This window comes from Nostoc sp. NMS9, assembly GCF_017114995.1.
Classification (GTDB): domain Bacteria; phylum Cyanobacteriota; class Cyanobacteriia; order Cyanobacteriales; family Nostocaceae; genus Nostoc.
Window position 1 is genome coordinate 254203 of the sequence record NZ_JABXKL010000039.1, and the last position, 12937, is coordinate 267139.

Here is a 12937-nt window from a genome sequence, read left to right on the forward strand (position 1 = left end):
GAAATAACAAATGAGTACCCCGAAATAACAAATGAGTACCCCGAAATAACAAATGCGTACCCCGAAATAACAAATGAGTACTCCGAAATAACAAATGCGTACTCCGAAATAACAAATGAGTACCCCGAAATAACAAATGAGTACCCCGAAATAACAAATGCGTACTCCGAAATAACAAATGCTGTCGCCGAAATAGCAAATGCGATCGCTCGTACTCTACTGCTGCAAAACCCAACGGCGAAACAGTTCTACCATAATCCGCCAGTTTCCCTGAATTTCTTCAACGACATCATGACGCTTCAGAGTATTCAGCGCTTCCTGTAAATTGGTATCGTTCAGACCTGTAGATTGAGCTAAGGCATCCAGACTTAGCCCTTCTGGATGAGGTGCAAGCACTTGTACAATTGCTTGTTGACCATCAGCACCCCGCGCCGCCTGACCCCAAACCCCATCAAAGTAGTAGCGTCCCCGTTTGAAAAACTCAGGGTTATTGATAACTGCTTCCACGTCTTCTACTGTGAAAACTGGGTCACGCGATCGTCCTTGCTCAAAAACAAAGTCATTGTAGCGGCGTACTAGCTGAAAACCCAGCAGTTGCACTAAATATGGTTGACCGTGTGTTAAAGCATAAATTTCATCTAAAGCTTCCCAAATGTAGTCGAGGGGGAAGTCTTCATTACCTGGGTTAGCAATAATTTGGTGGGTAGCTGCACGTTCTTGAAAGCCTACATGAATAGGAATGACACTGGCAAAGAAGGGTTGAAAATAATCTGCTGTCATCTCTTCTAAGGTGTGCAAACCAGCAAATGCAAAGGCGATTTTAGAACTCATTTGCACTAAACCGCGTAGAAAACCCATAAAGTCGATAGGGATTTTTTTCGCTTCAATTAAATTTTCAATTTTCTCAAACTCGTCTAAGGCAATGATTAACCCACCGTTTAGGTTTGCTTCAACCTGTTTTAAATAGCGTTCAAAAGTCCGGTAGGGGAGATTTAGTAAATCAGCGTCAGTTGGGGGTGGAAGTTTTACAGTTTGAGAAATTTCATCACAAATTGCCATTAGCACCTCACCCACACCTTGGGGACTATCTCCCAAACGTAGCAAGTTGACATAAGCTAGCTGTATTTGTGAGCCTAGACATTGAGCAGCGTTAAGCAGAATAGAAGTTTTGCCCATGCGCCTGTGACCGTAGAGAACTATAGACTGGAGTTGATTACCCATCACCCAAAGTTCTTCTAACTGTCTAATGACATCTTCTCGCCCAACAAAGAGATGACCTTCAACGGGGTTGCCTACAACATAAGGATTAACCACAGGTTTGGTGATGGAAATTTCTCCCACTTCACCAGCAATTTGTAAAAGGCTTTTTTGCCAAGTTTGAGCGATATCTATTATTAACCCTTGCTCTGCTTGTGGTAATGTGTCGGCTTGATTTAGGATCTTTGTCAGTTCGCCTAATGCTCGATTCAGAGCTAAAGACCTGGCTGAACGTGAGATGCTGCGGTTAACAAACTGAACATCCTCAACAACTCGACGCAGATTAGCAAGCACTTTCCAGGTAATTGAACGTAAAAGCGGTTCCTGGGGAAAAGGAGGAACTTGGATAGCTGCAATAGACGCTGATGTTTGAGCCTTCTGAAATGCCTCTAGAGTTTGGGCAAGGGTAAACATTTCCTCGCCATAGAGAAGAGAACGCACTATTTTAAAAGCCTTTACTGCTTTCGCTGGTTGTTTTTCATGTAGATACCAAAAACCAGCGGCAGCAACACGAGCAGGAATATATAAGCGAGTATCTGTATTAAGACGAGGCTGTAAACCCTCTCCCCAAGAACAAGCTAAGAAAAAGAACAAGGAGGAGGGGAAGAAACTTTTGATAAACGTTGATTTTAGGATTTCATCTAGAGAAACTGAGGCAAAATGTACTATATTCCAATCAAAGGGATTTGCTGCTAGTCGAGAGACAGTCCTAATAATTTCTTCTGAGGGGATTTTGGCAAGTACTCTATTGACTGCTTGGATAACAGGAATGAATTGTAAGGTATATGCCAGCAATTCATTAGTATTATGTAAACCTATTTCCCAATCATTTTGTAGCCAATTTTCCAAGCGCCAGACAAGATTAGGAAGAGGAAGCGGAGTAATGCGAGAGAATAGCCAACTACCGTTTTGGATGATTCGCAGGTTTAAAAGTGAGCCAATAAGCCAAGTTTCTGGACGCAGTACCGCCACGCCTAACGCCACGTTGAACACGCCTAACGCCACGTTGAACACGCCGGACACCCCATTGAACAGGTTGAACACGCCTAACGCCACGCTCAACACACCGAGCATCCCATTGAACACGCCTCTCGTCACGCCTCTCGTCACGCCTGACGCCACGCCTGACGCCACACCGAACGCCACACCGAACGCCACACCGAACGCCACACCGAACGCCACGCCTCTCGCCACGCCTAACGCCACGCCTAACGCCACGCCTAACACCATGCCTAACCAGTTAACGTGAACATTTAAAGTCTGAAAAATTAAGCCTATAGCTACGGGTGTAATTACTGTTAAAACTAATCCTTGAAAAAGTAACTGGCGTTGGATAGCATTTTGAGATAATAACTCCCATCCCTTTCGCCAATTCATTTCTCTTTCAGGAATATACCCACCCCCGAATGTATCCACATACCACCGCAAAGCCTGCGGAAAGAAAAACACCCAGTACAAAAGGCGCAGATAATCCAGCGGGTTCCATAGAGAGAGAGGATGCTTTAACTTGGGTGCTAAGTCTAGGCGGGGTACAGGGGTCAATTCAGCCTCCATCATTAACCGTGAAGAACCTAACCTTCCCAGCTACCTTCCTATAAAGTAAGCGAGAGTAGAAGTAATCTTGCTTCCCTTGTAAGGAAGGGGTTGAGGGAGAGGTCAAAAGGGTATCACTCATCGCACACTCTCCATATACTGCGAATAAGTTCTATAGCACAGTTGCATCAGTTTGCGAGGATGTCCGCCACTTTCTTGGATGAGTTGGATGATTTTGTCTTCAGTAAAACTCACTGAAGTGTTAGCCAAATGGTTGGTAATAAAAGCACGCATAGTGCCTTCATCCCAAGGATGAATGTGTTCTTCTTGGCAAATACCTGCCAGTGGAGATGTTTTGCCATTATCCTGACTGTCGTTAAATAGCTTGTCCAGAGGTTCGCTAGCAGCTAAAATCAACCGCAAAGAAGCATCACGCCCTTCAGCTAAACCGCGCAATTGATCCCTAACTTGGCGAGTAAAGCCGTTTTCGATTAATTTTCCTAAATTATCTATAGCTAATAGCACTTTTTTCTTTTGCAAATTGCGAGTTAGTCTATAGCCTTTGCTTTCAGGAATACCAATTTTATCGCACAAAGCAAAGTAGAATTCATCTTCATCATGAACTCCATTATTTAAATCTAAAAAAACTGGCTCGCGTGGTAACTGTAAATAATTTTCTGCCTGTTGGCAAATCACCCATAATAAAGATGACTTGCCGATTCCTTCTTCTCCTATGAGCGCGACACTACTATTACTGTTAAGTACTTCAAATACCCGTGATATTTCGTGTCCTCTGCCAAAAAACTGTTGTGAGTCTTCTATTCTGCCGTGTTGTGGAATAAAAGGATTATGATTTTGCGGCAATAGATTAGCTGAGTATAATTCATCTTTTATTGGTGGATTAGTTGCTTCTACAACTAGTTCTTGGGAAAGTGAAGCTTGTTCTGAATACTTTTGATATCCTTCTTTTATTGGATTTTTAAAATTTCTTTTTTTAACTTGTATTTCTAAAAGTTGTGTAATCTTTTTGCATAACTTTGCACCCACATCTCTCACATGTTCTTCACTATAAGAACCATCATTAACAATCTCTCTATACTCCTTCCCTTGCCACATCCCTAAAAAGAGCTTTTGTTCTAAGTCATTTAAGACTTGCTTATCCTTTGCAAGTAGCTTATTAATGAATGTTAATGCTTTTTGTGAGTCCATTAAATGTAAGGGAATTAACAGAGCAAAGTTAAAATCAGTCAGTAGTGTACTACTTTACCCTACAAACATACATTTGCCTACTTTCCCTTACAACAATTTAATCACTCAAACTCCCTACTAGCGCCTACCTATAGAGCTTATGTCTCAAGTGATGATGGTGTTACACCAAAAAAAGTTGAGGAGTTTGAAAAATGGCAACTTTTAGACAACAGCTTGTACTTGCTCTCATCGCTGCTACCGGCGCCATACTAGCTACGGTAGCACCTGCATTAATTGAGCGGGATAAAAAATCTTCTTCAGAACCAAAGCCTTTTGTCACCGCCACCTCTGCAATATGTGACAAAGTTCTTGCTGATAAAGTCTGTGTCGCTAATCTTACAGTGCAGGTTAATAGCAACGAACCTCAGCAAGTAAAAAATCGCGATCGCCTATTTCTCAAATCTGGAGATACTCTAAGATTATCAAACGTCTATTATTGCATCCCATCTCAAACTCTACTCAATAAAGTAGAAGTCAGAGGATATTTATTTAAACATGGAGTCCAGAGTTATAAAAATGGACTTTTCACTCCTAGTAACTTCCCGATTTATGCTGCTTGTCATAATATTGGTAACTTCCAAAAAATTTGGAAGCTTGAACCAGGACAGCACCAAGTCAACATACCCATTATCAAGTATGTTGGTAGCAACAGAATTGTTGACGGTAGTTTCTACTTTAACTTGGATGTTGGACAGTAATTTCAGTCTTCTATTTAAAAGCGAAAGTGAGGAATAGTTTTATGGCTTACAGCGAGTTTAGTTTAGCTAAAGCAAAACAAGAGTTTAGTTTAACCACGTTAGAAAAACGCGATATTTTCGCTGCTGTTCCTGAATTAGCAGCGAGTAATTTACTTGTAGAAACACTTAATTATAACCTGGATATTGCTTTAGGTAGTAATAGTGAAAAAGCGCGTTCTGAGTTAATTATTGCGCCAATTTTAGTTGACTTGCGCCGACAATTACGCGAGCAAATTGGTTTATTTTCTGGGGTAGATTTTACTGTTGATAATAGCAAAGGATTAAACGGCACTTGCGATTTTATTATTACTAAATCTCCAGAAATTCTAATTTTGACAGCACCAGTAATTACAATTGTAGAAGCTAAAAAAGAAAATATTAATGGGGGTTTGGGTCAGTGTGCGGCGGAAATGGTAGCAGCCCAAATATTTAATGAGCAAGCTGCAACTGAGATTAAAATAATTTACGGAGCAGTCACAACGGGCAGTATATGGCAATTCATTAAACTAGAAAAACAAACATTGAGCATTGATTTAAGCGAATATTATCTCAAAGATGTGAATAAAATTCTTGGTATTTTAGCCAGTGGTATTTCTCAAGAAGATTAATAAAATGTCAAACAGCTTAATACCGAATTCGCGGATCTACATAAGCATTTAAAATATCAATTAAAATGCTGGCGCTGACAACGATCGCACCAAAAAAGACTAGCACTCCCTGGACTGTGGGATAATCGCGATCGGCGATCGCTTGATAAAGTCGATTAGCCAAACCAGGCCAAGAAAATGTTACCTCTGTCAAAATCGCCCCACCCAAGAGAGATGCAAAGGTTAATCCCAAGACTGTAATCACTGGAATTAGCGCATTTTTTAAAGCGTGGGAGGCTAAAATCTTATTTTCACCAATACCTCTAGCTCTAGCCGCTTCTACATAATCTGCTTGCAAGGTTTGCTTTAAATTCACTCGCACAATTCGCTCAAAAATCCCACTGAGCAAAATTCCTAGTGTGAGACTTGGTAGGGCCAGATGGTGCAAAGATGCCAAAAACTGGGTGAAGTTTCCACCCAGTAGGCTATCAATTGTATACAATCCAGTGACAGGAGTGGGAGCCGGGAGATTGGGCGGAAAGCGATTGGAATTAGGAAACCAACCCAATTGGACTGAGAAAATCAACTGCAAAAGCATTCCCGCCCAAAACATCGGAAGTGCGTAGGTGATGATCCCAAATAAGCGCCCGCCGACATCAAAATATGTCCCAGGACGGGAAGCCGAAAGAGTCCCAACCGCAATTCCGACGATGAGTGCAACCGCCATACTACATACTGCTAACTCCACTGTCGCCGGGAAATATTGCCCAATGATATCCCAAACATTTTGTCCCCGGCTCATTAAAGAGGTTCCCAAGTCAAAGCGCAGTATGCTTCCCAAATAATTTAGGTACTGTAGCCACAGGGGAAGGTTTAAACCGAGTTGTTTTCGCAATTCTTCTTTAGCTGCTTCTGGCGCACGTCCACCAAGAATTGCATCTGCTGGATCTCCTGGTGTTGCTCTTAGTAAAAGAAATACAATGGTGATGATAGTTAATAGCTGAAGTGGCGCAAGAAGCAACCGAGAAACAATGTAATATTGTAAAGCTTTAGAACGAGACATAAGTAATTTAAATTTTAAAATTCACAAAGCACGTTTGGGAACTATTTTAGCTATCAAATAGATAGATATTGAACAAGAAAATTTTTATCGAATAGTCAAAAGTCAATAGTCAACAGTTATTACTAATGACTAATGACTAATGACTACTTTTTAAGTGTCTGGTAAACCAAAATTTGGGTAGGGTTAAGTTCTACGCCATTAACACCATTTCGGGCAAATACATAGTCTTTGTTTTGCCATAAGGGAACGTAAGGTACATCAGTAGTAACTTGCGTTTGAATTTCGTTAAAAATTTTCTGACGCGCTTCGGGGTTTTGTTCTTTGCGTTGCCCATCAATCAGTTTATTTATAGCTTCGTTATAGTAGAACGAACCCTGAGTTTGACTGCCTCCATCTTCGCATCCTTTAGCAACTGAACCTTTGTCACAAGATAAAAACGGCTGGACGTAATTATCTGGATCTAAAAAGTCTGGATACCAATCAAGTAAAGCTGCCGGATACAAACCCTTGGCAATGTCTTTAAAAAAGGCAGGCCCTTCCGCTTGGGTAACTTCAAATTGCAGTATTCCATCCATTTTGACATCCACAAGAGATTTGAGTGTCTGTGCTGCCAAACTCCGAGTAGGTGAACTAGAAGGATACCAAACTTGCACTTTTGCAGGATTTTCTTTGGAGAAGCCAGCAGTAGTTAATAATTTTTTAGCTTGATCGAAGTTAGCATCACCATATTTATCTTTGAATAATGGCACAGAAACTTTAAACGTTGTGGGAATCATACTATAAAGCGGATCTGCTTGACCAAGTAATACTCGCTCGTTTAAAAGTGGACGGTCAATTATGGATGCGATCGCTTGTCTTACCTCTAATTTATCTAAAGGCTTTTGATTCCGGTTTAATACCAGATAACTTACTACACTACCTTCAGCTGCGATCGCTTGCCAATCCCCTTTTTTACCACCTTCTTCCAAGCTCCGATTTTGATCTGGTTGCAGTGACAGATAAGCTACATCGACTGCACCTGTACGAAAAGCATTAAACAAATTGACTGGACTAGTTTGAATTTGGAGATTAACACCCTTGTTACCTGGTTTTTCTCCCCAATATTTATCAAACACATCAAATCGGATGGAATCAGTACCATACTGTCCTAATTTGTAAGGGCCAGTTCCCACAAAAATATTCGGCTTGAATTTACCAGCGCCGACTTCGTAAGCTTTTGGCGAAACTGCACAAATTCCAGGAAATGCCAACAGTGAGGGAAAAGCTGCAAAGGACTTTTTCAGCTTGATTGTCAACTCATACTCGCTTGTAGGTTTTATCGAATCTACTATATCAGCTAGTAAAAATGAGGGTTTTCCTTTATTTTCAATAAACCGCTGGATGGTAAAGGCCATTGCTTGAGCATTGAAGGGAGTCCCATCGTGAAAAACTACTCCCTGACGTAAGGGGATGGTATAAGTTAAGCCGTCTTGACTGACTTTGGGTAATGCTGTAGCTAGTTGGGGTTTAATTTCGGTGCTTCCTGGTTCGTAGTTGTAGAGGCGATCGCTCATATTAAACACCAAACCCAATGATGCTAACTCATAAGCATCAGCCGGATCAAGGGTTCTTGGCTTGGCTGTTGTACCTATAGTAATACGACCATCACCTGTAGGGGTATTTACAGAACCAGATGGCGGCGTAGTTGGCTGTGGACGAGGAGTGCAACTAACAACTAAAAATAAACATAGACAGAACAAAGATAGGAATTGTGTAATCCGACCCCACCGTTTCACGAACAAGGAAAACCAGGTCATAGCAATAATATATTTGATATCAGCGGTCAGCAATTTTACTACATTTGTGACTCTTGTGCTGAATCTTCACAATTTATAATGGTTCTTGTTTCAATGGAACGCGTGCTTTAGTTGGCAATGCCTACGGCTAAGTATATACGTATAAAAAACAGAACTTGTACAGCCAAGTGAGAGAGAACTTGACTCTACATTAAATGACTCTATAGCCATCTAAATCAAAAATTTGTGGCGGATACTCAACTTCATAATTAAGTTTATTGCTACTGTGTGATGTCTACGATGGTCAGTGAGCTTGCCGTTGGCGCAGCCTCTTGTAGAGAAGTACGGGCTATGCCTACGCACTATTTTGTTACAAAAAATCATTGATAAAATACAGAATTTGACATTTAAATATTTAAAATTTGTTAAGTATTGAAAAGTTTTTATTTAATTAAAAATTTTAATATTGGCTAAAATTGTCGTAAATTCATACATTACTAGGAAAATAGGTCTTGTTAAGCTTTGACACTTAGCCCAATTAGTGTACGTTGAAATTTTACTTGTTGCTGCTTGGGAACAGACATCGATAGAGCTGTTTATCGTCAAGATCGGCTGTATTCTGAAAAAGAAGAGTGTTTGAACATCAGCGACTAAGGCGATCGCGATATTGTTAACAGCAGATTGAAAGTCTAATAGTGGGACTAAGACCGTGAAGTATTTCTTTCTATCTGAGGGATGGGCAGTTGCAAGAGTTTGGGCATCTGATGGACTCTGGCAAATAACTGCATGGCGACGCCAACCAGATATTCAGCGAATGAATATTTGTTTAGTCGAAGAAAATGAATTGCTCTGGCTTCATCGAGTTGAAGAAGCCGTTTTAACCGTGGAAGTGAAGCCAACAACACCAGTAATTGGTAGTCAGACCATCGGTCAAGTAGTACTCAAGCGTCTGATGAGCGCCGAACAGGTAATCGAACGCCTGGGTACAGCCGAGGCGAAGTGTCAACTGCAAAATATCCACTTGGTGGTTCAGTAGATAGTGGGCATGGGGCACAAGAGGCAGAGGTGCAGAGGGGCAGAGGGGATAAAACTTACTACAACTTCTCTTCTCCCCTGCTCCCCTGCTCCCCTCTCATCGTAAAGAAAAGATAAGCAAATTTCATCCTAGACGGCTATTGGTAGCGAAAAAACTTGGACATGCTACGCGATCGCATCAATTTACACGCTTGCAAACAATTCCATCAATAGTTACACTTTTTAAAACATTCTCATTTTTGCTTGGCGATGGCTACCCTACATAGGTAAACCTCCCGAAGCGAGTAAGCATTGCCAAAGCACCCACGCTGTCTGACTTATTAAGACTAAGCTGTGGTAATACTCTGGCTCTGGCAATAACAAAAAACAAGAGAGAGTTTTATGAGTAGCGATTTTCGTCTCTCATAACCTCAGTAAGAAAATTGCTTTGTAAACTAACTCATCGAGGAGGAGCGTAGTCGATGGGACTACCCTGGTACCGAGTACATACAGTCGTTCTGAATGATCCAGGGCGACTGATTTCTGTACACCTAATGCACACAGCCTTAGTAGCAGGCTGGGCTGGTTCGATGGCACTCTACGAACTAGCTGTTTTTGACCCTAGCGATCCAGTTCTCAATCCGATGTGGCGTCAAGGAATGTTCGTCTTGCCGTTCATGTCACGTTTGGGTGTTACTCAATCTTGGGGTGGTTGGAACGTTACTGGTGGCGCAGGAAGTGATCCTGGCTTCTGGTCATTTGAGGGTGTTGCTGCCGCTCATATTGTTCTTTCCGGTCTGCTATTTCTAGCCGCCGTATGGCACTGGGTTTACTGGGATTTGGAACTTTTTAGAGATCCCCGCACTGGTGAACCCGCTCTAGATTTGCCAAAAATGTTTGGCATTCACCTGTTCTTATCTGGTCTACTTTGTTTTGGATTTGGTGCTTTTCACGTCACCGGACTATTTGGGCCGGGAATATGGGTTTCTGACGCTTATGGTATAACTGGCGCTGCCCAGGCAGTAGCACCAGAATGGGGCCCAGATGGTTTTAACCCCTATAACCCTGGTGGCATTGCGGCTCACCACATTGCCGCTGGTGTTGTTGGTATTATTGCAGGCTTATTCCACCTCACAGTTAGACCCCCTGAACGGCTCTACAAAGCCTTGCGGATGGGGAACATTGAAACAGTACTTTCTAGCAGTATTGCAGCAGTCTTCTTCGCTGCTTTCGTTGTTGCTGGTACTATGTGGTACGGTAACGCCGCCACACCCATCGAATTGTTTGGCCCTACCCGCTATCAATGGGATCAGAACTACTTCCGTCAAGAAATTCAGCGCCGCGTCCAAACAAACGTTGCCCAAGGTGTAAACCTTGAGCAAGCTTGGTCGCAGATTCCTGAAAAATTGGCTTTCTATGATTATGTCGGTAATAGCCCCGCTAAAGGCGGTCTATTCCGTACAGGGCCAATGGTGAAGGGTGATGGCATTGCCCAATCTTGGCAAGGTCACGCCGTATTCAAAGATTCTGAAGGGCGGGAATTGACTGTACGTCGTCTCCCAAACTTCTTTGAAACCTTCCCAGTGGTCTTAACCGACGCAGATGGAATTGTCCGTGCTGACATTCCCTTCCGTCGAGCAGAATCTAAATATAGCTTCGAGCAATCTGGTGTCACCGTTAGTTTCTACGGTGGCAATCTGAATGGTCAGACCTTTACAGAACCAGCTGATGTGAAGAAGTACGCCCGTAAGGCTCAAGGCGGTGAAATCTTTGAATTTGACCGGGAAACCTTGAACTCTGATGGTGTATTCCGCACCAGTCCTAGAGGTTGGTTTACCTTTGGACACGCCGTATTTGCTTTGCTGTTCTTCTTTGGTCATCTCTGGCATGGCGCTCGGACAATCTACCGAGACGTATTTGCTGGTGTTGACGCGGATCTTGAAGAGCAAGTTGAGTGGGGTCTGTTCCAGAAAGTGGGTGACAAGTCAACCCGCCGGAAGGAAGCCCTTTAATTCTCAGTGCTGAGTGCTGAGTTCTGAGTTAAGGCTCCGACTCAGCACTCAGTTGACTCAGCATTAAAAACTTTAACTAATGGCTGGATAAAGAGGAAATCGTAATATGGAAAGCGTTGCGTACATCTTGATTTTTACTCTGTGTATAGGTACTCTCTTCTTTGCGATCGCATTTCGCGAACCCCCTCGTTTTGAGAAACCAAAAGATAAGTAGATCCTATCCACAGACTTTTAAGCGGATTTAATCTTAATATCCGTTGCTACTAAGCATGGTGGCAACGGATATTATTGTGTTCGTCCTTTGTTGGTTTTTACTACTAAGTAAATGACAAATCATTTTTATATTGTGATATAATTTCCAATCTTGGGAGTAGATATGTGTTAATGCTAGCTTTTCTGCGCTAGGATGAAAAAGGATGTTTTGTGTAAGCTGCCATAGTACTGCTTACATAACGCATCGCGCTTGTCGCACCACCTTTACGGAGACTAGAACCAGGAACAAATCAGCATGGTCAATCAGAATTTAACCGCTACAGAAATTGGATTCACTCACGAAGATTTCGCTGCTCTACTTGACAAATACGATTATCATTTTAGCCCTGGTGATGTTGTCCCAGGAACAGTTTTCAGTATAGAGCCGCGCGGCGCTCTGATTGACATTGGTGCTAAAACCGCAGCATATATACCTATACAAGAAATGTCTATTAACCGGGTGGATAGCCCGGAAGAAGTATTACAGTCAAACGAAACGCGCGAATTTTTCATCCTTACCGATGAAAACGAAGATGGTCAATTAACCCTTTCCATTCGCCGTATTGAATATATGCGGGCTTGGGAACGCGTGCGGCAGTTGCAAGCAGAAGATGCTACTGTCCGTTCTGGTGTATTTGCAACCAATCGCGGTGGAGCATTGGTACGAATTGAGGGATTACGTGGCTTTATCCCAGGTTCCCACATCAGTACCCGCAAACCTAAAGAAGAATTGGTAGGCGAGGATCTGCCGTTGAAATTCCTAGAGGTAGACGAAGAACGTAATCGCCTCGTTCTATCTCACCGTCGGGCGCTGGTTGAGCGTAAGATGAACCGCCTAGAAGTCGGCGAAGTAGTAATTGGTACTGTTCGTGGTATCAAACCCTACGGTGCTTTCATCGACATTGGCGGCGTCAGTGGTCTACTGCATATTTCTGAGATTTCTCACGAACATATTGATACACCTCATAGCGTGTTCAATGTCAATGATGAAGTGAAAGTTATGATCATTGACTTGGATGCAGAAAGGGGTCGCATTTCCCTATCTACCAAGCAGCTAGAACCCGAACCCGGCGACATGATTAAAAACCGGGATTTGGTCTACGATAAGGCAGAAGAAATGGCTGCTAAGTATCGCGAACAGCTATTAGCCAAGCAGCAAGGTGCTACTGCTGCGGCGGCTACACCTGCGGAAGTTGTTGCAGACGAAGATATTCCACCAGCAACAGAACTTGAAGAAGATATTCCACCAGCAGCAGAACTTGAAGAAGATATTCCACCAGCAGTAGAACTTGAAGAAGATATTCCAGTAGTTGCGGAAATTGAAACAGAGATTACACCAGCGACGGAAACTGAAGAGGAAATTCCAGCAGTTCCAGCAGCTATTGAAGAGTAATAGATTTTTTATAGTTTTACTTGTTTTTAAGTAAGAGTATTAAATCATTTTATAAAGAGGGTTTTT

10 protein-coding genes are annotated in these 12937 nt (G+C 42.4%); 6 read left to right on the forward strand and 4 right to left on the reverse strand.

Annotation, left to right across the window (positions count from 1 at the left end; all coding sequences use genetic code 11):
- Window positions 1–216 precede the first annotated feature (216 nt).
- The gene (locus HWQ40_RS13785; protein ID WP_292778580.1) at window positions 217–2814 is read right to left on the reverse strand and encodes an ATP-binding protein; all 2598 of its coding nucleotides are present in this window, start codon (window positions 2812–2814) and stop codon (window positions 217–219) included.
- Between the two features lie 114 nt (window positions 2815–2928).
- Window positions 2929–3999, reverse strand: a complete 1071-nt coding sequence (locus HWQ40_RS13790; RefSeq protein WP_292778582.1) for an ATP-binding protein — start codon at window positions 3997–3999, stop codon at window positions 2929–2931.
- A 191-nt stretch (window positions 4000–4190) separates the two neighbouring features.
- Between HWQ40_RS13790 and HWQ40_RS13795 the strand changes: the two genes are divergently transcribed.
- Window positions 4191–4736, forward strand: coding sequence for a hypothetical protein (locus HWQ40_RS13795; RefSeq protein ID WP_292778584.1), 546 nt, complete (start codon window positions 4191–4193; stop codon window positions 4734–4736).
- 41 nt (window positions 4737–4777) lie between these two features.
- A complete protein-coding gene (locus HWQ40_RS13800; protein WP_292778586.1) occupies window positions 4778–5383 on the forward strand; it encodes a hypothetical protein in 606 nt (201 codons plus the stop codon).
- A gap of 16 nt (window positions 5384–5399) precedes the next feature.
- Here the strand turns inward: HWQ40_RS13800 and HWQ40_RS13805 are convergent, their stop codons facing one another.
- Together HWQ40_RS13805 and HWQ40_RS13810 are read right to left on the reverse strand one after the other, a co-directional pair.
- Window positions 5400–6425 (reverse strand): ABC transporter permease, encoded by a 1026-nt coding sequence (locus HWQ40_RS13805; RefSeq protein ID WP_292778588.1) that lies wholly within the window; start codon window positions 6423–6425, stop codon window positions 5400–5402.
- A 143-nt stretch (window positions 6426–6568) separates the two neighbouring features.
- Window positions 6569–8221, reverse strand: a complete 1653-nt coding sequence (locus HWQ40_RS13810; protein WP_292778591.1) for an ABC transporter substrate-binding protein — start codon at window positions 8219–8221, stop codon at window positions 6569–6571.
- Window positions 8222–8909: 688 nt separating this feature from the next.
- On the opposite strand from HWQ40_RS13810, the gene HWQ40_RS13815 reads away from it, so the two are divergent.
- The 4 genes from HWQ40_RS13815 to HWQ40_RS13830 all read left to right on the forward strand — a co-directional run bounded on the left by HWQ40_RS13815 (window position 8910) and on the right by HWQ40_RS13830 (window position 12871).
- Window positions 8910–9236, forward strand: a complete 327-nt coding sequence (locus HWQ40_RS13815) for a hypothetical protein (protein ID WP_292778593.1) — start codon at window positions 8910–8912, stop codon at window positions 9234–9236.
- A 460-nt stretch (window positions 9237–9696) separates the two neighbouring features.
- Window positions 9697–11226, forward strand: a complete 1530-nt coding sequence (psbB, locus tag HWQ40_RS13820) for a photosystem II chlorophyll-binding protein CP47 (RefSeq protein WP_292778595.1) — start codon at window positions 9697–9699, stop codon at window positions 11224–11226.
- A gap of 106 nt (window positions 11227–11332) precedes the next feature.
- A complete protein-coding gene (locus HWQ40_RS13825) occupies window positions 11333–11440 on the forward strand; it encodes a photosystem II reaction center protein T (protein WP_084227385.1) in 108 nt (35 codons plus the stop codon).
- Window positions 11441–11734: 294 nt separating this feature from the next.
- Window positions 11735–12871, forward strand: a complete 1137-nt coding sequence (locus HWQ40_RS13830; RefSeq protein WP_292778597.1) for a 30S ribosomal protein S1 — start codon at window positions 11735–11737, stop codon at window positions 12869–12871.
- Window positions 12872–12937 lie beyond the last annotated feature (66 nt).